Source organism: Streptomyces sp. CNZ301 (assembly GCF_004217425.1).
On sequence record NZ_SHLG01000001.1, the window covers coordinates 889,315 to 910,115 of the forward strand.

Annotated in this window: 19 protein-coding genes; 4 read left to right on the forward strand and 15 right to left on the reverse strand. The window is 71.3% G+C overall.

Annotation, left to right across the window (positions count from 1 at the left end; translation table 11 throughout):
- Positions 1–82: 82 nt before the first annotated feature.
- On the reverse strand, positions 83–1,126 hold the full coding sequence (locus tag EV375_RS04050) for an alpha-lytic protease prodomain-containing protein (RefSeq protein ID WP_130301583.1): 1,044 nt from the start codon (positions 1,124–1,126) through the stop codon (positions 83–85).
- 927 nt (positions 1,127–2,053) lie between these two features.
- Here EV375_RS04050 and EV375_RS04055 point away from each other — a divergent pair.
- On the forward strand, positions 2,054–2,500 hold the full coding sequence (locus tag EV375_RS04055) for a cell division protein SepF (protein WP_130301584.1): 447 nt from the start codon (positions 2,054–2,056) through the stop codon (positions 2,498–2,500).
- A 103-nt stretch (positions 2,501–2,603) separates the two neighbouring features.
- On the opposite strand, the gene EV375_RS04060 is transcribed toward EV375_RS04055, so the two are convergent.
- Positions 2,604–4,601, reverse strand: coding sequence for an MFS transporter (locus tag EV375_RS04060; protein WP_130298230.1), 1,998 nt, complete (start codon positions 4,599–4,601; stop codon positions 2,604–2,606).
- Positions 4,602–5,094: 493 nt separating this feature from the next.
- On the opposite strand from EV375_RS04060, the gene EV375_RS04065 reads away from it, so the two are divergent.
- Positions 5,095–6,144 carry a phosphatase PAP2 family protein gene (locus EV375_RS04065; RefSeq protein ID WP_130298231.1) on the forward strand — a complete coding sequence of 350 codons (1,050 nt, stop codon included), beginning with the start codon at positions 5,095–5,097 and terminating at the stop codon, positions 6,142–6,144.
- Positions 6,145–6,296: 152 nt separating this feature from the next.
- On the opposite strand, the gene EV375_RS04070 is transcribed toward EV375_RS04065, so the two are convergent.
- From EV375_RS04070 to EV375_RS04090, 5 genes are all read right to left on the reverse strand, one after another.
- Positions 6,297–6,518, reverse strand: a complete 222-nt coding sequence (locus tag EV375_RS04070) for a proteinase inhibitor I78 (protein ID WP_130298232.1) — start codon at positions 6,516–6,518, stop codon at positions 6,297–6,299.
- A 384-nt stretch (positions 6,519–6,902) separates the two neighbouring features.
- On the reverse strand, positions 6,903–7,868 hold the full coding sequence (locus EV375_RS04075; protein ID WP_130298233.1) for a helix-turn-helix transcriptional regulator: 966 nt from the start codon (positions 7,866–7,868) through the stop codon (positions 6,903–6,905).
- 123 nt (positions 7,869–7,991) lie between these two features.
- Entirely contained in the window at positions 7,992–8,162 is a 171-nt protein-coding gene (locus EV375_RS04080; RefSeq protein WP_055488186.1) for a hypothetical protein, read from the reverse strand.
- A gap of 43 nt (positions 8,163–8,205) precedes the next feature.
- Positions 8,206–9,405 carry a hypothetical protein gene (locus EV375_RS04085; protein ID WP_486588268.1) on the reverse strand — a complete coding sequence of 400 codons (1,200 nt, stop codon included), beginning with the start codon at positions 9,403–9,405 and terminating at the stop codon, positions 8,206–8,208.
- Positions 9,402–10,652, reverse strand: coding sequence for a glycosyltransferase family 4 protein (locus EV375_RS04090; protein ID WP_130298234.1), 1,251 nt, complete (start codon positions 10,650–10,652; stop codon positions 9,402–9,404). Before EV375_RS04090 ends, EV375_RS04085 begins: the two co-directional genes overlap by 4 nt.
- A gap of 293 nt (positions 10,653–10,945) precedes the next feature.
- On the opposite strand from EV375_RS04090, the gene EV375_RS04095 reads away from it, so the two are divergent.
- Complete coding sequence (locus EV375_RS04095) at positions 10,946–11,911, forward strand: hypothetical protein (protein WP_130301586.1); 966 nt, start codon at positions 10,946–10,948, stop codon at positions 11,909–11,911.
- Positions 11,912–11,934: 23 nt separating this feature from the next.
- Entirely contained in the window at positions 11,935–12,378 is a 444-nt protein-coding gene (locus tag EV375_RS29330) for a hypothetical protein (protein WP_207228422.1), read from the forward strand.
- Positions 12,379–12,466: 88 nt separating this feature from the next.
- Here EV375_RS29330 and der read toward each other — a convergent pair whose 3' ends face one another.
- From der to EV375_RS04140, 8 genes are all read right to left on the reverse strand, one after another.
- A complete protein-coding gene (der, locus tag EV375_RS04105; protein ID WP_130298235.1) occupies positions 12,467–13,945 on the reverse strand; it encodes a ribosome biogenesis GTPase Der in 1,479 nt (492 codons plus the stop codon).
- Between the two features lie 160 nt (positions 13,946–14,105).
- On the reverse strand, positions 14,106–14,762 hold the full coding sequence (locus tag EV375_RS04110; protein WP_130298236.1) for a lysophospholipid acyltransferase family protein: 657 nt from the start codon (positions 14,760–14,762) through the stop codon (positions 14,106–14,108).
- On the reverse strand, positions 14,759–15,493 hold the full coding sequence (cmk, locus tag EV375_RS04115; protein WP_130301587.1) for a (d)CMP kinase: 735 nt from the start codon (positions 15,491–15,493) through the stop codon (positions 14,759–14,761). Before cmk ends, EV375_RS04110 begins: the two co-directional genes overlap by 4 nt.
- Before the next feature lie 165 nt (positions 15,494–15,658).
- Positions 15,659–16,747: a prephenate dehydrogenase gene (locus EV375_RS04120; protein ID WP_130298237.1), complete on the reverse strand. Its 1,089-nt coding sequence runs from the start codon at positions 16,745–16,747 to the stop codon at positions 15,659–15,661.
- Positions 16,747–17,109 carry a chorismate mutase gene (aroH, locus tag EV375_RS04125; protein WP_130298238.1) on the reverse strand — a complete coding sequence of 121 codons (363 nt, stop codon included), beginning with the start codon at positions 17,107–17,109 and terminating at the stop codon, positions 16,747–16,749. The genes EV375_RS04120 and aroH overlap by 1 nt, the downstream gene beginning before the upstream one ends.
- Positions 17,110–17,309: 200 nt before the next feature.
- Positions 17,310–18,596: a pseudouridine synthase gene (locus EV375_RS04130; protein WP_130298239.1), complete on the reverse strand. Its 1,287-nt coding sequence runs from the start codon at positions 18,594–18,596 to the stop codon at positions 17,310–17,312.
- Entirely contained in the window at positions 18,596–19,381 is a 786-nt protein-coding gene (scpB, locus tag EV375_RS04135) for an SMC-Scp complex subunit ScpB (protein WP_130298240.1), read from the reverse strand. The genes EV375_RS04130 and scpB overlap by 1 nt, the downstream gene beginning before the upstream one ends.
- Entirely contained in the window at positions 19,378–20,727 is a 1,350-nt protein-coding gene (locus tag EV375_RS04140) for a segregation/condensation protein A (RefSeq protein ID WP_130298241.1), read from the reverse strand. The genes scpB and EV375_RS04140 overlap by 4 nt, the downstream gene beginning before the upstream one ends.
- Positions 20,728–20,801: the final 74 nt, after the last annotated feature.

Genomic DNA, 20,801 nt, shown 5'->3' on the forward strand with positions numbered 1-20,801 from the left:
CCCGGGGGTTCCGCATGTGTGCGACTGTGCCCGCTGCCGGGCCGGCGCTCAGTGCGAGGTCACACTGCGCGCTTCAGGTGCGTCAGGGAAGCTGGGCACCCGTGGCCTCGAGGGCCGTCGTCACCGGCTGGAAGAAGGTCTCGCCACCCGAGGAGCAGTCACCGCTGCCGCCGGAGGTCATGCCGAGGGCCTTGTCGCCGGCGAAGAGGGAGCCGCCGCTGTCGCCGGGCTCGGCGCAGACGTCGGTCTGGATCAGCCCGTTGACGGTGCCCTCGGGGTACGTGACGGAGGCGTCCACGGCCGTGACCGTGCCCTCGTGCACCTGCGTGGTGCTGCCGCTGCGGGTGACCTGCTGACCGACCTCGGCCTCGGCCGGCCCGCTGATCTCCTGGGTGCCGCCGTCGTAGAGGTTGACGGAGCTCGGGTGGTCGACCTCGGCGGTGTACGTGGCGATGCCGTAGTCGGCCCCCGGGAACTCACCGTCGCCGCTCTGGGCGATCTCCTGGCCGCCCGCGCTGTCGGACCAGCTGGCGATGGCGGTGGTGCAGTGGCCCGCGGTGAGGAAGGCCGGCTGGCCGTCGAGGGTCACGTTGAAGCCGAGCGAGCAGCGGCCGCCGTCGCCGTGGATGGCGTCGCCACCGGCGATCCTGGTGGTGTACTTGCCCGAGCTGCGCTTCAGTTCGACCTTGCTGCCCTCGGCCTTGGCCTCCTTCTTCAGCTGCGCGAGGTCGGCGCCCTTGACCGTCCTGTCGGCGGTGATGACGACCTTGTTGGTCTTGACGTCCACCATCCGCGCGGTGCCGGCGATCTCCTTCGCGGTGAAGGCGTCCTTGACCGACTTCAGCTGGGACATCGTGTGCTGGACGATTCTCGCCTCGGCACCCGCCGCCTCGACCTGCTTCTTGGCGTCCTGGTCCGTGACGTTGACGACCAGCTTCTTGGCCTTCGCGTCGTAGTACGAACCGGCGTCACCCTTGACGTCCGACGTGAGCTTCGTGGCGAGCTTCGAAGCCGATGCGCTGGTCAGGGTCTTGAGACTCGGCGCGGAGTCTTCCGAGGCGTTCGCTGTCGACAGGGTCACCGATCCGGCGACGAGGGCTGCGACGCCCGCACCCGCGATGACCATCTGCCGCTTCGATATCTTCTTCAACTCTGAACCTCCAGTGGGGGGTTGAGGCCGCCCTTCGCGTTCCCGGAGACGGCCCCGGAGGAAGTACGGACGCGTCCTTCGCCGAACGGAGGAAGTCACGTCCATGCCAACTCGTACGCATGAGTATTACGAGAATCGCCGTTTCCGCACAAGGCCGAGTAAGCGCCATCCTGTGAAAAGCCGGACCGTTGCAGGTCGGCCGTACACAGCGCAACTCGTCGCGTCGACGCCGTAATTGAGCGCAAGGGGCGACAAGGGAACATCATGCCCTCAACTGGCACAACAAGCGCACTTGTCCCGTTCTGTCCATCGATTCCTCTTTGATGCGCTGGATTTCGCCAAGGGCTCGGCAATGGCAGCAGAAAATGATTCGGAAACTCCGCGAGTTGCGTTTCCCGGGGCCTCCGGCGGGCTCCCGTGAATTCCGGCCGCCTGCGCCCCGGACCCGATCGATGACCGGACTGCGGCCCCGCACGCGAAATCGGCGCCCGCCCACGTCAACAGGCCGCAATCGCCCGCGACATGACCGGCCACTCCCGGACACAGAGGCCGAACACCCCTTCCACGCCTTCCTGTTGACCCGTCGCACAGTGTTTCGTGCGTGTCGGAGGGCGGCATCACACTGGCGGCAGTCCACCATGGGGTGCGGCAACGACCCGTACCAGCTGCTCCCGTCCGCACAGCGGCGGGAGATGCACAACTTGCACACCGTCACCACACGTGCGCCACAGGTTCCTTGACCCGGCGCCATAGGTTCTGCACCAGTACCGTCACGAAACCCGTACTGGGCAGGTAACCGCTTGGCGCAACATCCGCATCATGGACGACCATAGAGATGCGGACTCCCGGGGGGAGCTGCTCGATGTGACTGCGGACGGACCGCGCAGAGGAGAGGAGGCGTCCATGGGATCGGTGCGCAAGGCGAGTGCCTGGCTGGGCCTCGTCGACGACAGCGAAATGCGTTACTACGACGACGACTACGCCGAGGGACCGGAGCCCGGTGACGCCGCCCGCGAATCCTGGGTCACCGACCCGCGGATCCGGGTGACGGCGGAAGCCGCACAGGACCAGGGCACCCGGATCGCAACCGTGACGCCCGACGGGTTTCGCGACGCGCGCGGAATCGGCGAACTGTTCCGGGACGGCGTTCCCGTCATCATCAACCTGACCATGATGGAGTCCGCGGACGCCAAGCGCGTCGTGGACTTCGCCGCCGGCCTCACCTTCGGGCTGCGCGGGTCCATCGAGCGTGTGGCGACGCGGGTGTTCCTGCTGACGCCCGACGACTACAGGATCGTCGGCAGCGAGAACCGCCGCGCCGCAGAGGGCGGCTTCTTCAACCAGAGTTGATCCGGGACGCGGGCCGAGTCACCGCTCTCCCCCGGCAGTTGGCGCCGAGGATGAATGGCAGAGCCGTGCCCCTCAGTGCGCCCCGAGTCCGGTAGCGAACGCCTCAGGGCCCTGTGATCCCGCTCGGCAGGAGATCGCTGCCGTCGCTCTGCCCCTTGCCCTGCCCCCTCTTCCGATCGCGCCCGTTTCCGTTCCCGGAACTTCCGTTCCCGGAGCCGTTGCCCCGCGGGGTCCCGTTCCCGCCCGGGGCGCCGTTGCCGTTCCCCGAGCCCGCCGAGGGCGCATGGGGAACCGCTCCGCTCCGCTCCTGGCTCCCGTCGGCCTGACGGGGCAGCCGCCCGTGCACGGACGCGGGCGCGGGACGGCCGCCGTTGCCCTCGGCCGCGAGAGGCTCCTCGTCCCGGCCGTCCTCCTCGCCCCGCCGGCCGTCCTCCGGGGCGGAGTCCTCCTCGCCGCGCGCCGGGGTCCCGTCCGCCGCGGTCTCCTCGTCCGCCCCGCCCGAGGCGCCGCCGTCCATGGCGCGCGGAAGCCTCAGAGCCGCCAGGGCGCCGAGGAGCAGCAGTACCGCACTGGCGATCAGCGTGACGTGCATGCCGTGTACGAACGCCTCGCGCGCCGCCGAGCGGAGCGCTTCCCCTGCGGAGCCGCCGACCTGGGCCGCGACGCCGTACGCCTCCCCGAGGGAGTGGCTGGCGTCGCCCCTCGCGGCGGCGGAGACGCCGGGCACGTCCCGGACACCGGGCGCGTACGCGGCGTTCATCACGCTGCCGAGCACCGCGATGCCCATGCCGGCCCCCAGCTGGTACGCCGTCTCCCCCACCGCGGCGGCGCCTCCGGAGCGGGAGGCCGGCGCCTCGTTGAGCATCGACTCGTAACAGCCGAAGAGCGTGGTCTCCAGACCGAAGCCCAGCAGCACGAACCCCCCGACGAGCAGCACCGGCCGGTCCTCCTGGCCGAGGCCCATCAGGCAGAGCACCGCGACGGTGGTGACCAGGAAACCCAGTCCGACCATGCACCGCGGGCCCAGCAGCCCCAGCAGCCGGGAGCCCACCAGTCCGGCGGCGATGGCCGCCAGGGACAGGGGCAGCAGCCGCAGACCGGTCTGCAGCGGTGAGAGTCCGAGCACCAGTTGCAGGTACTGCGCGGCGATCAGGGCCAGCCCGACGAGGGCGAGCACCGTGAGCACGATGCAGCCCACCGCCGTGCCGAAGGCGCGGCGCGCGACCGTACGGACGTCGATGAGCGGGTACGTGCGCCGCCGCTGCCTGCGCACGAAGACCCCGAGCAGCGCCAGCCCCGCCGCCAGCGGCACGAGCGTGCCCGCCGAGAAGGGATGGCCGCCGCCGGCGTGCTTGACGCCGAGGATGAGACCGAAGAGACCGCCCGCGGCCACGACGGCACCGAGCACGTCCCAGGGGCCCCGGCGGTCGCCGGTGGACTCGGGCAGCAGCCAGCGCCCCACGACGAGGCCGGCGGCCATCAGCGGAAGGTTGACGAGGAAGACCGATCCCCACCAGAAGTGCTCGAGCAGGAGCCCTCCGACGAGCGGGCCGACCGCGGCTCCGACCGCCGCGACGGCGCTCCAGATGCCGATTGCCAGCGCCCGCTCACGGCGCTCGGGGAAGACGTGGCGCAGGATCGACAGCGTCGCGGGCATGATCATCGCACCGCCGACGCCCAGCAGGGCGCGTGCCCCGATGAGCATGCCCGGTGTCTGTGCGTAGGCGGCCAGAGCGGACGCCGCGGCGAAGAAGGCGTAGCCGAAGAGCAGCACACGGCGACGTCCGGTCCTGTCGCCGAGCGTGCCGAACATGATCAACAGGGAGGCGCAGACCAGCGGATACGCGTCCACGATCCACAGAAGTTCGACGGAGCCGGGCCGCAGCTGCTCTGAGACGGCAGGCACCGCCACGTGCAGCACAGTGGCGTCGATGGCGACCAGCAGCAGACTGGCGCAGAGGACGACGAGTACCGTCCACCGGTTCACGCGGGCCGCGTCGCGGGAGACGTGCAGGGCACTCCGCGCCGGAACGTCAGCCGCCTCGTGCGCGGGAGCATCCGCCGCATCACCGGCCGGTCGGCCCGTGGTCGTCCGGGACATCTGCGCACCTCCTCTCACGCTCGCCCTCCGCTCGGTGGGGGATCACCGGGCCCGCTGCCGACGGTTGCCCCGAGGGGGACGGAACACTCGGGGCGGCCCGGTGGAGAGGGCGAGTGGCAAGTCAGGGTACGCGAGTCCGCCGGGCGGCCGCGTGGCGCATCTCACCTACGGTCCGACCTGCACCGCACCCCCACGCATGCCTCCGTGTCCTGCACCTCCGGGCCCGTGGAGCGTCAACTCGGCGGCGCTGAAAGGGAATCCGGCCGGAAAAGCGGAACCGAATTCCGTACCGACCTGTGGTGAACAGAAATTCCGGGGCGTGTTGGCCGTCCGCACTCGGGACGGCATCCGAAATGCGGTGCCTAAACCCCGGATAAGCTGCGGGAATTCACTGACACAAACGCCTCGGTGAGACACACTCCACATCACATCGTCATCACGAACCCTCGTCATGTGTGCGGCCACCTCTCACACCCGTTGTAACGTCGACTGGGTGCGTACCGACCGACTACTCGCCCGGCTGGAACAAGAGCCCGAGCGACCGAGCAACCGCGAAGTCCCGCGGATGAGCCGAACACGCAAGCTGTTGTTCGGTGCTACTTCGGCGCTCTATGCGGTGATTGTCGTCGCCGTGCTGGTCCGGGCAGATCTGGTACGGCTCGACTGGCAAGTGATGCTCTTCCGGCCGTACAAGCAGTGGCCGCAAGTGCACGAGTTCCTGGACTACTTCGTCGTCCTGGGCCAGCGCGGCCCGACCGCCGTGCTCGTCGCGGCGTGGCTGGGCTGGCGCTCCTGGCGGCAGCGCACACTGCGTCCGCTGCTGGTCCTGGGTGCGGCGCTGCTGGCCCTCAACGTCACTGTCGGAGCCGTGAAAATCGGCCTGGGCAGACTCGGGCCGCACTATGCGACGACCGTCGGATCCGCCGAACTCTTCGCCGACGGCGATATATTCCCCTCTGGTCACACCGCCAACGCCGTTGTGACCTGGGGCATTCTGGCGTATCTCGCCACAACTCCCCGGGCCCGCCGGGTGCTGTCCGTCGTAGCCGCGAACTTCGCACTCGGAGTCGGCGCGACCACCGTCTACCTCGGTACGCACTGGGTGAGCGACGTCCTGCTCGGCTGGGCCGCCGGACTTCTGATCCTGCTCGGACTGCCGTGGGCCGAGCCCCTGATCGCGTGGTCCGAGGACCGCGTCCAGGCCTGGAGGGACCGCGGGCGCAGCACGCTCCCCGGGCGCCGGCTCGTACCTTCGCCGCTCTCCCCCGTCACACGGCAGGCCTTGGTGCCCTCGGGCAGAGCGGTACCGGCCGAGGAGATGGCGACGCAGGACGAGGTCCACGGCGAGACGGCGGTCATCGGCGGCCGTGCGCCCGCTTCGTCCTCGTCGGGCACCGGGATGGGAGCGGCCCGGCTCTACCACGCGCCGGGCCGTCAGCACCCGCTGCGCACCGAACGGGCACCGGTCGGCCCGCAGCCCGTCCGCCCCTACTCGGACCGTTCACAGCCGCGCACAGCGCGTCTGGGGCCACGAGGCCAGTAGCCACGCCGCATTCGGCCCCGGCGTCCCGTGGAGGGCGCCGGGGCCGAATGCTGTGCGGCGGCCGTCCCTGTGCGAACGCCGCACGGACTCTCCGCTTCAGGGGCAGTCCGTGGCGGCTCACGGGAGGCGGCCGCCGTGCCGGGGCGGCCGGTTCAGCCCTTCCAGCAGCGCACCACGTTGCCCGTGCTCTTCTCGACGGCGAAGTTCAGCCGCCCGCTCAGGAACTCCATGGTGATGATCGCGTCCGGCGGCAGGGAGCGCACAGTGGTCCAGCCGCGTGCGTACGCCTGCTCCTCGGCCGCCTCCGCCGTGAGTCCCACGTAGCTCTCGGGGTCGTCCTGCGGGTTGTCCTGGGCTGCGGGTTCCGGTGACATGCCGCCACCGTACCGCCGGAAGTCCGGGCAGTATCGTCAGCTCGTCACACTCTTGTCACAAAGGCACTTGTGCGCTTCACCGTTCACCTTGTCACTCGTACGTGGGCAGTTCGGCAACTCTCATTTCACTTCCCGTAGCGCACGGAATCGGTCGCGGAAATTCCCCGGCGGACGCACCGTCAGGAATTGCAGCGCTCCGCGAATTCACCCCGCGACCCCGCCCCGGTAACGCTCCGGAATCATCCGGAACCGTGCGTCGCAACCGCTTGCACAATTCCGGCGTAACGAGCCCCGGTCGCTCTCGCCGCTACGGGCCCACGCCCCGGAGGAAGAAGAGGAAGCGTCAGGAAGGAAGAGGAACGCAGCGAAGCAGTTGCACAGTCCTCAACTTCCTCCCAGCGCACCGTCCAACCTGTCTCTCAAAGCCCTGACCTGCGCGAACAACCCTTCTGGAGCGCGTACTTCAAAGTCGAAACCGAGCATCAGGATGTACGGAAGGATCACTTCCAGCGACGGACCGCCGGTGTGCAGCAGGCAGCTGTGCTCGTCGACCGCCTCCAGAGTGCCTGTCGAGACCGTCACCGCCTCGGCCGCACGCTCGACCGGCACCCGCAGCAGCACCGTCACTTGCTCCGCGTAGGCCCTGACCGCAACCCCCTCGGAGACCCATGCCGCCAGGTCCTCGGCCGGCGGCGTGCGGGGAACGAAGCGCGGCCCGTGCGGGGGTGTGAGCTTGACGCGGTCGACGCGGAAGGTGCGCCAGTCCTCCCGCTCCGTGTCCCAGCCGACCAGATACCAGCGCCGGTAGGAGCTGACCATCCGGTGCGGTTCGACGACGCGTCGGCTGGCGGTGCCGTCATGCGCCTCGTACGAGAAGCGCAGCTGCTGGTGATCGCGGCAGGCATGGGCGAGTTCGGTGATCACCGACGCATCGGCCGCGGGACCCTGGTGGGCGCGCGTCATCGGGACGGTGTAGGCGTTGAGCGCGTTCACGCGGCGGCGCAGCCGGTGCGGCAGCACCTGTTCGAGCTTGGCCAGCGCACGCCCGGAGGACTCCTCGATGCCCTGCACTCCGCCGGCCGCGGCGCCCCGCAGACCGACGGCCACGGCGACGGCTTCCTCGTCGTCCAGCAGAAGTGGAGGCAGTTGGGCTCCGGCGCCCAACTGGTAGCCGCCCGCCGTGCCCGTGCTCGAATGCACGGGATAGCCCAGGCCCCGCAGCCGGTCCACGTCACGGCGGACCGTCCGGGGAGTGACGCCGAGCCGCTCCGCGAGTTCGGCGCCCGACCATTCACGCGGGGACTGCAGAAGGGACAGCAGGCGCAGAAGCCGTGCCGAGGTCTCGACCATGCAAACGAGTCTGCCACCTGTTGCGGACATGTCCTGTCCGCAACAGATGGCAGAAAGGGAAAGCTCTCCGGCCCGTGATCCGGGCCGTGCTTCCGGTCGTGGTTCCGGCTGCTTACCGGATCGCTACCAGCGATACCAGCGGGCCTTCGTCCCCCCGGCGTTGGTGCTCCGCAGCAGGAAGCCGAGCAGCCAGATCACCAGGACCGCCACAGCGATCCACCACAGAGCCTTCAGTGCGAAACCGGCGCCGAAAAGAATCAACGCCAGAAGCAGCACGAGCAGAATGGGAACCATTCGTTCAACACCTCCTGGGCTGTGGGTGCCCCGCTCACGGGTTTCACACCGCCCCGTCGCAACCAAGTCGCAAAGAGAGGTCGTTGTCGAGCGTGTAGTACGGCCTCACGGAACGGATCGCGCCGTGAGGCCCGGTCACACGCTGCGGCGGGTAAGTGAAGATCTTCCCCTTGTCCGGCACGTCGTCCAGAATCCGGGCGAGCCGAACCGGCTCCTCACGGGACGACGGACGCACCCACAGGTCCCACACCCGGTGTCCGGACGCGACGGCGTCCAGGGGCAGCCGGGCGGTGAACAGCGGATCGGGCTCACAGCGGTCCGGGCGGCTGCTCCCCTTCTCCGGGTCGCCGGGGTCCGTTCCGTCCGGGAGCACCGGAACGCTCACGGGTTCCTGGACGTCGCCCTCGCCGCCGCGGGGATACGCCTCCAGGCGTGCCGTGGCGGAGAGCCGGGCACCGTAGAGCCTCCCCCGGAGCACCAGGCAGCCGTCCGAGACGCACAGCGGGCCCGCCTCCGCATGCGGCCAGCGCAGCCATGAACGGACCGTGAGATTCCCGTACTTGGTGGCGTACGGGATGCGGACGCCCAGCCAGGTGCGCCCCTGGCGCGGCACACGGCCGATCAGGGACCGCAGGTCATGAACGCCGGGCAGCAGCCTGCGCGGTTCGCGGCCGTCCAGAGCGAGATAGGCGTCCCAGCGCCCCTCGGGAAGGCTCATGATGCTGGGCAGCACCGCCCGCAGCGTTCCCTCCCCCTCCGCGGGCCCCAGAGGCAACCGGACGGTGTCGGCGGGTCCTTCGCCGCCCCGCAGACGGAGCAGCATCGCGGCGTCACCGGCCGGTGAGCCGGCGCCCACGGGGCCGGCGTCGGCCGGCCGTACGTCGAAGGTGAGCCCTCCGGCGCCGTCCGCGGTGCAGTCGGCGCGCGGACGCACGGACGCGGGAGGGGCGCCGGACGCCGGAGAGCGCACAGCCTCGTCGTCGCGGAGGCCGCTGCCCACGGCTCTCGCGTCCTTGCCGGCTCCGCGTGTCCGGCCCGGCCGCTGCGCCTTCGCGGCCCACCCCGTCCGTCCCGGTCGCGCTCTTCGTCCCGCCCTGGTGGCCGTTCCGGCGGGGGCCGGCGGTGCGCCCGACTTCGGGGCTTCCGCGTTCGGGGCTTCCGCGGCGGCCGCCTCCCGGCCCGCGGGCGCGGACGGGACGGCGGTTCCCATTGCTGCCGGCGTTCCGGCGGCGTAAGCGGTCATGCGCGTCCTCCTTGCAGTGCGAGTCCCGCGCCCTTGAGGGCGTCCTTGGCCGCGTAGGCGCCTCCGAGCAGCACCCCGCGTGCCCTGTGCAGGGCACCGCCGCGGCGGTTGACGAGAGCGATCATCAAGTCTTCGTAGCGCGCGCCCACTTGGGCCGGATCGAAGCGGGCCGACGAGGCGAGCGCCGCCTCCCCCATCCGCTGCCGCAGCGCGTCGTCGTTCATGAGGCGCAGCAGGGCGCCGGAGATGGACGGCACGTCGCCCACGGGCGCGAGGAACCCGTCGACGCCGTCGCGGAGGATCTCGCCGGGCCCGTGGGGGCAGTCGGTGGCCACGACCGGCAGTCCGCAGCGCATGGCTTCGACGATGGTCATCCCGAAGGACTCCAGACTCGAAGTGACGGCCCCGATCGCGCCCTTGGCCCACTCGGCCTCGATGGGATGCGCCGGGCCCATCAGCAACACGTGGTTGTACAGGCCGAGTTCGTCGATCAGGGCGCGCAGCCGGTCACGCTCGCGTCCGTTCCCGTAGATCCGCAGCCCCCAGTCGGGGCGTTCGGACACGGCCTCTCCGAAGGCGCGTATCAGCACGTCGTAACGCTTGGCGGGGGCGAGCCGCCCCGCGGCGACGACCCACTTGCCCGTGCCGTCGGACGGCCTGACATCGGGCGCGGGAACGCTGTTGGGCAGGGCCTCGATCCGTACGCCCGGCAGCCGCATGATGCGGCGGTAGTCGCGCGCGTCGGCCTCGGTGACGGTGGTGACCGCGTCCAGCCGCGGATAGGTGGCGCGGAGCATCAGCTTCAGCCGCGCCGAGTGCGTGGCGAGCGTGAGGTGTTCCTGCCCGAGACGCGCCGGGCCACGCCGTGTCTGACGGGCTATCTGCACATTGAGCCCGGGCCGGGTGCCGACGACGACGTCCGCCGTGGTGCTCCCCAGATGCTCGCCGATCCGACGGTCGGTCAGTGCGCTGAACTGCGGATGCCGGCCGTCGCCGCGCGGGAACATCCGTGCCGGCAGGGCCTGTTCCGGGTTGTCCCCCTCGTAGCCGGGGCTGTGGCGGCGCATGTCGATCAGTGACCGCAGCCGCACGCGCGGCCCCGGGTCGAAGAACGGCTTGTCCCGGTACCGGAAGACCGAGACGACCTCCACGTCGTGCTGTTCGGCAAGCGTCCGCGCCAGGTTGAACGTGGTGCGGATGGTTCCCCCCATGCCGTATGCGCTGCTGATCAGAAAGGAGATGTGCATTGCCCCGACTCCCACATGTGTAGAGCGTTCGTTCCCCCAACCACTCCTTGGTCGATTGCTAGACCGGCCCGGGTTGGTGATGGTTGGCCGCAATCGAGGTTTTGTTCCAGAAGAGTTCCGGCATCGTGAAGAAAATGCTGGAACTCGACGGGCCGGTGCGGCGTTCCCTCGGTCCCGCCCCCGCCGTTGCCCGGCGGTCCGATTCCGCGTCCGATCGCGCGTGACCGGGACCACGGCTCCCCCGTTGTTCATACGGACAAGAACCGAACGCCCAGGGAGCCCCCGTGTCCCCCATGCTCGATGTCAGCGACGAAGTACGCGCCGAGATCGGCGATGACGAAGCCAACCGGCTGCTCGCGGGCGACAACGCCCCGGGCAGCTACGACTGCACCTCGTGCCGCGCTCCGGGCGACACGGGCCAGATCCCCACCAGCACAGTCCTGTTCGTGGGCGAGGAGACCGCAGTGCTGGCCTTCGCGCACGCCACATGCGTCCCGTCCCAGGTGGTCAAGGTCTCCGAGGAGGAGGTCCAGGGGGCGGTCCGCACGATCACCGCCGACGCCGCGGCCGCAGCCCACGCCGCTCCGTCGGCGCCCTCCGTACCCGCACAGGCGCCGGCGCCAGTACCTCCGCCCGGGCCGGCGGGGCCGACGGCTCCGGTTGCGGCAGCCGCACACGCCGCCGCGCCGGCACCCCCGTACGACTCCTCCTACGCCCCGGCTCCGGCCTACACCCGGGAGCCCGCGCCCGGCCCCGCCCGGCCCGACGCCGGCCGGCCCACGGAGCACGCCGTACTCGGCGTCACCTGCGGGCAGGTCCTGATCAACGACACCCTGCACGCGGCCGTCGTCGTCGAACCGACGGCACGCATCGCCCGCCCCGGCTCCGACGGGCAGGGCGACGACTTCCTGCCCCTCCTGGTGGAGCAGGGCTTCATGCCCGTCACGGGTCTCACCCAGGCCCCGGCGCCGGTACCGGGCTGGTCGGTCCTCGTCGCCATGGGCCAGCTGCACGCGATCCTGCAACCGCCCACGGGCGGAAGCCTCCAGCAGAACATCTGGTGGCAGGCGCACGAGGCGCTGCCGGTCACCGACGGATGGCGCACTGCCGCGAACCAGAGCAACTCGGTTCTGGTCTACGCCGCTCCCGTCGGCTCAATCGGCCAGCAGCCACGTGAGGACCTGCTGCGTGAGGCGCTGGTTCAGGCCGCCGCCAAGGGCGTCCTCGTCGCTGCGGCCATGCCGCTCGCAGGGTCCTGACGCGGGCAGGGACGGCCCGTACCGTGAGTACGGTCTCGCACGTACGGACCACGGCCGACCCCTGCGAACAGGTCATCCGCCGCGCCGCCCCGCATCCGCGGGGCGGCGCCGTCGTTGGCCCAGACGTGCAGCCTTACGAACCTTCCCGAGCTCCCCGTCCCTACCGCGACCACGGCAGAGGCCCCGGCCCCGGCATCCCCGCCATGCGGACCGGCCACGGCTCCAGAGCCGGCAACGCCTCCTCCACGCCCATCTACGACGCGCTGTACGCCGAGTACAGCAGGCTCTTCCGTACGCTGCCCGGCGACCGGACCGGCGAGGAGGAGCTGCGTTTCGAGGGCTTCGGCACGGTGCACGGCACCGGAAGCTGGGGCAACGAGAACTGGCAGCACGACTCGCTGCCACGGCGCAGCACCCGCGTACCGGCGGCGCTGCCACCGGGCCCGCGGGACGGCCAGGCGTACTGATCCATCCGGCCACGGCGGGCCCGGGAGCGAGCCGGTCCGGGGCCGCCGTCCCGCGCCCCGGCTCCGGGGCTCCTGCCGTTTCCGCCGGCTACTTCTTCCTGCCGCGCTTCTCCCGCACGCGTACAGAGATGTGGATCGGCGTCCCTTCGAATCCGAACTCCTCGCGCAGCCGGCGCTCCACGAAGCGCCGGTAGCCGGCCTCCAGGAAGCCCGAGGCGAAGAGCACGAACCGCGGCGGACGGGTCCCCGCCTGCGTCCCGAAGAGAATGCGGGGCTGCTTCCCGCCTCGTACCGGGTGGGGGTGGGAGGCGACGATCTCGCCGAGGAACGCGTTCAACTTCCCTGTCGGCACCCGCGTCTCCCAGCCCTCCAGGGCCGTCTCGATGGCGGGAACCAGCTTCTCCATGTGCCGCCCGGTGCGGGCGGAGATGTTCACGCGCGGCGCCCAGCGGACCTGGACCAGGTCGCGCTCGATCTCCCGCTCCAGGTAGAAGCGGCGCTCCTCGTCCAGGTTGTCCCACTTGTTGTACGCGAGGACGAGGGCACGCCCCGCCTCCACCGCCATGGTGATGATGCGCAGGTCCTGGACGCTGATCGGCTCGGTCACGTCGATCAGCACAACCGCGACCTCGGCCTTCTCCAGCGCGGCAGCGGTGCGCAGCGACGCGTAGTAGTCGGCGCCCTCCTGGAGGTGCACCCGGCGGCGGATGCCGGCGGTGTCGACGAACATCCAGTTCTTTCCGGCCAGTTCGATCAGTTCGTCGACCGGGTCGCGGGTGGTGCCCGCCGTCGCGTCGACGACGACGCGGTCCTGCTTCGCGGCCTTGTTCAGCAGCGAGGACTTGCCGACGTTCGGACGGCCGATGAGCGCGACCCGCCGCGGGCCTCCCGCGCCGACGCCGCCGAAGGTCTGCTCGGGCGCCTCGGGCAGGGCCTCCAGCACGACGTCCAGCAGGTCGCCCGTGCCGCGTCCGTGCAGCGCCGAGACCGGGTGCGGCTCACCGAGGCCCAGTGCCCACAGATATGCCGCGTCGGCCTCGCCGGTCGGGCCGTCGACCTTGTTCGCGCACAGGACCACCGGCTTTCCGGCCTTGCGCAGCATCCGCACGACGGCCTCGTCCGTGTCCGTCGCACCGACCTGGGAGTCCACCACGAGAACCACGGCGTCCGCGGCCTCGACGGCGAACTCCGCCTGGGCGGCGACCGTGGCCTCCATGCCGAGCACGTCCTGTTCCCAGCCGCCGGTGTCGACGACCTTGAAGCGGCGGCCGGTCCACTCGGCCTCGTACGTCACGCGGTCGCGGGTCACGCCGGGGCGGTCCTCCACGACGGCTTCGCGCCTGCCGAGGATGCGGTTCACCAGGGTCGACTTGCCCACGTTGGGGCGGCCGATGACGGCCAGCACGGGAAGCGGGCCCTGCGAGGCCTCCTCCAGGGCGCCCTCCACCTCCTCGACGTCGAACCCCTCTTCGGCGGCGAGCTCCATGAACCGGTCGAACTCGGCGTCGCCGAGCTCACCGTGGTCATGCCCGGGCTCGTACACGCCGTGCTGTTCGTTCTCGTCCATCGGATCTCGTCCTCGTCGTTCTTGTTCAGGTGGTCCGCCGCGGTGCGGGGCGCTCCGCACCACGGCTGCTTCAAGTCTGCCGGGCCGCGGCCGCCGGGGCCGTGTGCCCTGCGAGATGCCCGTACGGGCGGCAGCGCCGGTGCCCGTTTCCGGAACGCCGTCAGCGCTCCGTGCGCCTCCTCGCCTCCGCCAGATGGTCCGTGAGCCGCCGCTGGATCCGCACCGTGGCCTCGTCCAGGGCGGCGCGCGTACGCCTGCCGCTTCCGTCACCCGCGTCGAACGGGTCGCCGAAGACGACATCGATGCGGCTGCGCAGCGCGGGAAGAGCCTTGACGAGCCGGCCCGGCCGGTCATCGCTGCCGAGCACCGCGACCGGGACGACGGGCGCACCCGAGCGTACGGCGAAATAGGCCAGCCCCGCCCGCAGGGATGCGAAGTCGCCCTCGCCGCGCGTGCCTTCGGGGAAGATGCCCATCACCCCGCCGCGCTCCAGCACACCCAGGGCACCGAGGACGGCGGCACGGTCCGCGCTGCCGCGGTCGACCGGGATCTGCCCGATACCACGGAGGAACGAGCCGAGAGGCCCCTTGAACATCTCCTGCTTGATGAGGAAGTGCACTGGGCGCGGAGCCGTGCCCATCAGCATCGGGCCGTCGACGAAGTGGGAGTGGTTGACGGCCAGTATCGCGGGCCCGCTCGGCGGCACGCGCCCGGCGCCCAGAACGCGCGGACGCCACAGGCCGTGCGTCACGCGGAGGCCGATCCGGCGTCCCGCCGCCGCCCCTCGCGCACCGGGCGCGGAGCCGGTCGATGTCACTTGGAGATCTGCCCCGCCTTCTCGTCGGCGCTCCCGGCGTCGCGGCCACCCCCGCGGCCGTTCTTTGCGGAAGCGGCCTTCTCGACGAGCGTGACGACGCACTCGACGACCTCGTCCAGCGTGAGCCGGGTGGTGTCGACCTCGACGGCGTCGTCGGCCATCTTCAGCGGGGACGTCTTGCGGCCGCTGTCGGCCGCGTCCCGCTTGATCAGCGCCTCACGGGTGGCCGAGACGTCCGTGGCCTCCTTCCCCTTCAGCTCCCCGCTGCGGCGGGAGGCCCGGGCCTCGGGCGAGGCGGTGAGGAAGATCTTGAGGTCCGCGTCGGGGAGGACGGTCGTGCCGATGTCCCGGCCTTCGACGACGATGCCGCCGGCCGCCTCGGCCGCGATGGAACGCTGAAGCTCGGTGATGCGGGCCCGCACCTCGGGGACGGCGCTGACGGCGCTGACCGCCGAAGTGACCTCCTTGGTCCGGATCGGCTCGGAGGCGTCCACGCCGTCGACGGAGATGGTCGGGGCGGCCGGGTCGGTGCCCGAGACGATCACAGGGTCCCCCGCGGCCGCCGCCACCTTCGCGGGGTCGTCCACGGGAACACCGTGGGTCAGCATCCACCAGGTGACCGCCCTGTACTGGGCGCCCGTGTCCAGATAGCTGAGGCCGAGCACCGTCGCCACAGCCTTGGAGGTGCTGGACTTGCCCGTGCCGGAGGGGCCGTCGATGGCGACAATCACTGCAGACACGCTGTGGGGGACCTTTCTCGAACACGGGCAGAGCGGGGCGGGGCCGTGCCGTACCGGCCCGGGCCCAAGGCTACCGGCTCGGTGAAGGGCTCAATTCCGCCGCCCTCGCACCGCCTCGGCCCCCTGGCCCGTCCCCTCGCAGCCCGACGACCGCGTTCACTGCTGCCGGAGGGCCCAGCCCCGCTCGCGCAGCGCCGTCTCCAGCGCCGATGCCGCGCCGGGCTCGACCATCAGCTGCACATGGCCCGCCTGCTGACCCGTCGCGTGCTCGATGCGCACGTCCTCGATGTTGACGCCGACGGCACCGGCGTCCGCGAAGATCCGTGCCAGCTCTCCCGGCCGGTCGCTGATGAGGACCGCCACGGTCCGGTACGCGGCCGGTGCCTGGCCGTGCTTGCCGGGCACCCTGGAGCGGCCCGAGTTGCCCCGGCGCAGCACGCTCTCGATGCCCGTCATGCCGCTGCCGCGCTTGTCGTCGTCGGCCGAGCCGAGCGCGCGCAGCGACCGCACGGCCTCGTCGAGGTCGCGCGCCACCTCGGCGAGGATGTCCGCCACGGGCCCGGGGTTGGCGGAGAGGATCTCCACCCACATCCCGGGGTCGGAGGCGGCGATGCGCGTGACGTCGCGGATGCCCTGACCGCACAGGCGCACGGCCGTCTCGTCGGCGGACTCCAGCCGGGCCGCGATCATGCTGGAGAGCAGCTGCGGCGTGTGGGAGACCAGGGCGACGGCCCGGTCGTGCGCGTCGGCGTCCATCACGACGGGGACGGCCCCGCACAGTGCGATCAGCTCCAGCGCGAGATTGAGCACCTCGGTGTCGGTCTCACCCGTGGGCGTCAGCACCCAGGGCCGGCCCTCGAAGAGGTCGGCGGTGGCGGCGAGCGGTCCGTTCTGCTCGCGGCCCGACATGGGGTGGCTGCCCAGGTAGCTGACGAGGTCACCGCCCAGTTCGAGGACCTCACGGCGGGGCCCGCCCTTGACGCTGGCCACGTCGATGCAGCCGCGGGCGAGACCGCGGCGCTGCACGTCCGCGAGGACGCGGGCCACGTGAGCGGGCGGCACCGCCACGATTGCGAGGTCGACCCGCTCCTCCGGCTCGTCCTCCGTACCGGCGCCGAGGGCCGTCGCCGTACGGACGCGCTCCGGGTCGAGGTCGCTCAGGTGCACCCGCACTCCGCGTCCGGTGAGAGCGAGCGCCGCGGAGGTGCCGATGAGGCCTGTGCCGACGACGAGAGCTGTGCGCATTACTGGGCGATGTCCTTGCGGAGTTCGGCTGCGGCCCCGAGGTAGACGTGGTTGATCTGCGCCTTCGGCAGATCCGACTCGACGTGCGCCATCACGCGCACCACACGCGGCATGGCGCCCGCGACGTCGAGTTCCTGCGCGCAGATCAGCGGGACGTCCACGATTCCGAGCTTACGTGCGCCTGCCGCCGGGAAGTCGCTGTGCAGGTCGGGGGTGGCCGTGAACCAGACGCTTATGAGGTCCCCGGCGGTCAGGCCGTTGCGCTCCAGGACGCTCGTCATCAGCGCCGCCACCTGGTCGTGCATGTGGCCGGACTCGTCCCGCTCCAGCTGTACGGCTCCGCGCACCGCTCGTACCGCCACGCCTGCTCCGCTCCCTGCTCCTACGTGCCGCCGGCCGCCTCGCTCACCGGCGCCTTCCGCGGCCGGGTGCTCACCGGCCGCGGACAGCGTAGATCGGCACGGGGGCCCACGTCCGTGCGGACCGAACACTGAGACGCCGGCTGCCCTGCGTACTGCGGGAGCCACTGCCCAGGCCCGTCCGGCCCCCGGAGACCGGCCCCCTAGAGACCGACCTCGTTCATCAGCATGCCGACCTCGGTGTTCGTCATGCGGCGCAGCCAGCCGGACTTCTGGTCGCCGAGCGCGATGGGGCCGAAGCGCGTGCGTACGAGCCGTTCGACGGGGAAGCCCGCCTCCGCGAGCATGCGGCGCACGATGTGCTTGCGGCCCTCGTGCAGGGAGACTTCCACCAGGTAGTTCTTGCCGGTGTTCTCCACGACCCGGAAGTGGTCGGCGCGCGCGTAGCCGTCCTCCAGCCTGATGCCGTCCTTCAGCCGCTTGCCGAGGTCACGCGGCAGAGGGCCCTGGATCGCGGCGAGGTAGGTCTTCTTCACGCCGTAACGGGGGTGGGTGAGCCGGTGGGCCAGCTCCCCGTGGTTGGTGAGGAGTATGAGGCCTTCGGTCTCGGTGTCGAGACGCCCCACGTGGAAGAGGCGGGTCTCCCTGTTCTGCACGTAGTCCCCGAGGCACTGGCGGCCGTCCGGGTCCTCCATCGACGCGACCACGCCCGAAGGCTTGTTGAGCGCGAAGAAGACGTGCGACTGGGAGGCGATGGTCAGCCCGTCGACCTTGATCTCGTCCTTGTCGGGGTCCACGCGGACGCCCTGTTCGACGACGATGCTGCCGTTGACCTCGACCCGGGCCTGCTCGATCAGCTCCTCGCAGGCGCGGCGCGAGCCCATGCCCGCGCGGGCCAGCACCTTCTGCAGCCGCTCGCCCTCCTCCTCCCCGAAGGTCTTCGGCAGTTTCCGGGCCGGCTTGCTGTGACGGGCGCGGTTGCGCTCCTCGACCTGCGCCTCGTACTCGCGGGGACGCGCGGGCGCGGAGGCGTTGCGGGCGCGGGCCTTGGGAGCGCCGCTGCCGGTGACCTTGCGCGGTCCGCTCTTGGCAGCGTTCTTCGCCGCGACGCTCCTCGCTGCCGCCCCGCGTGCCCCGGCGCTCCGGGGGCCGCTCTTCGCGCCCCCGCCGCCGGCACCGCCACGGGCGCCGGGCGCCTTCTTGGCCGCCGCCTTCGGGGTACTGCTGGACGGGCCCTGCGGGGACTTCCGTGCGGGCTTGCCCCCGTCCTTGTTGGCGGCGCCCTTGTTGCCCCCGCCCTTGTTGGCGGCGCCCTTCCTGGCACCGCCGCCCGAGGACCTCTCCTCGCCCTTGCCGTAGCGGCGCTCCTCCGGGCGCGGACGGTCCGTCCGCTTCTGGCTGCCTCCGCCTCCTCCGGCCGCGCGGCGGGACTGCCCGCCGCCCGGGCCGCTGTTCCTACGGTTGCCGCCGGTGTTGCCGCTGCTTCGCATCAGTGTTCCGTCTGCGTTCTGTCGTGGACTTCGTCGCCGCTGTCATCTACGTCGAACGACGGCACGCCCTCCTGCGAGTCCCCCTCGACGGCGTCCGCCTCGGGAAGGAAGGGCGCCAGCTCCGGAAGCTCGTCCAGGCCGCGCAGGCCCAGCCGTTCCAGGAAGTAATGCGTCGTCGTGTACAGGATCGCACCTGTCTCGGGTTCCGCGCCCGACTCCTCGACCAGCCCCCGCTGGAGGAGGGTACGCATGACGCCGTCGCAGTTGACCCCGCGCACGGCGGAGACCCGGGACCGGCTCACGGGCTGACGGTAGGCGACGACGGCGAGCGTCTCCAGCGCCGCCTGCGTCAGCCGCGCCTGCTGGCCGTCGAGTACGAAGCTCTCCACGGCCTCGGAGTACTCGGCCCTCGTATAGAAGCGCCACCCCTCCGCGACCAGACGCAGTTCGAATCCCCGGTGCTGCCGGTCGTATTCGTCGGCCAGTTCCCGCAGAGCGTCCGAGATCTCACGGCGCCGCCGCTGAAGGACCTTCGCCAGGTGCTCCTCGGTGGCCGGCTCGTCGACGACCATGAGGACGGCTTCCAGGGCGGGCTTGAGCTCCAGCGCGGCGACCCCGTCGACGTCGTCGGGATCGCCGGCGTCCGGGCCGGCGTCCAGGGCGGCACCGTGCGGGGCGGTGACGTCCGCGGGCGCCCCGCTGCCGCCCGCCTGCGCGACCGCTTCCGCCGCGGGCGCCGGCTCGTCCGCGCCCGCCTCCTGGATCTCGTAGGTCTCCTCGCTCATGGCTGCATCTCCTCCTCGGACGCGGACTCCCGCGGGGGCTGCTGCTTATCGTCCTGCTGCCCGGGTTCCTGGTCGAACTCGTCCGTCACCAAGGGCTCCTTGCCCTCCTCGCCGCTCCAGCGGACCATGAGCGCACCGAGCGCCTCCTCCTGCTCGAGGGAGACGGCCCGCTCACGGAAAAGCTCCAGGAGGGCGAGGAAGCGTGCGACGACGGTCAGCGTGTCCGGGGCGTCCTGCGTGAGGCGCTGGAAGCTGACCTCACCCAGCTCCCGCAGCAGCGCCACCACGACCTCCGCCTGCTCCCGCACGCTCACCAGGGGTGCGTGGATGTGCTCGACGTACACCTGCGGCTTCGGCTTAGGCTGCATCGCCTTCACCGCGAGGCGGGCGAAGCCCTCCGGGCCGATGCTGATGGCCACTTCGGGCAGCAGCTCCGCGTGGTGGGGCTCCAGGCCGACCGTGCGGGGATGGCGGTGCGCCTCCTGCGCCATGCGTCCGGCGAAGATCCCGGCGATCTCCTTGTACGCGCGGTACTGGAGCAGCCGCGCGAAGAGAAGGTCGCGCGCCTCCAGAAGCGCGAGATCCGCCTCGTCCTCGACCTCGGCGGCCGGCAGCAGTCTCGCGGCCTTCAGGTCGAGCAACGTCGAGGCGACGACGAGGAATTCGGTGGTCTGGTCGAGGTCCCAGTCGGGGCCCATGGCGTGGATGTAGGCCATGAACTCGTCGGTGACCCTCGAAAGAGCGACCTCCGTAACGTCCAGCTTGTGTTTCGAGATCAGCTGGAGGAGCAGGTCGAAGGGGCCCTCGAAATTGTCGAGGACGACCTTGAAGCGCCCGTCGTCGGGCTGCTCCTCTACCTGCCTTGGCTGTTCGTCCTGTTCGGGTGATTCGGGCGGTTCATCCGGTTCGGGTGGCCGCGGGTCGGTGCCGGTGGCAGTGGCGGCGCCGGTGCCGGTCTGGGTGACGCTTCTGCCGGTCTCGGTGACGCTTCCGGTGCCGGACTCCCGCCGCTCTTCCACGAGTTCCGGCTCGGGCCCTGCCTCTGCCGCGGGCCGCGGTTCCGGCATGGGTTCCGGTTCCGGTTCCGGTTCCGGCGACGCGGGTTCCGGCGCGGAGGCGGGGGCGGTCCCGGGCGCCGGTGCGAGCTCCTGCCCCGGTTCGGCCGGCGGCTCCGGTACGGGCTCACCCGCGGCCTCGGGCCCCGGCTCGCCGGGCCGCTCCTCGACGGGCCCCGGCTCCCGCCCGGGGTGCCCGACGCCGGGCGGCGACGACGTACCCGGCCCCCGCCCGAGGGAGCGGCGGGCGGCGCGGGGCGTCGTGCGGTCGTGGTCGTCAGGTCTGGGCATCGCGGGGCAGCGTACTGGGGAGGAGCCGGTCAGGGCGTTCCGGCTCACTCATCTGCCCGCGCTTTCGGATGTGG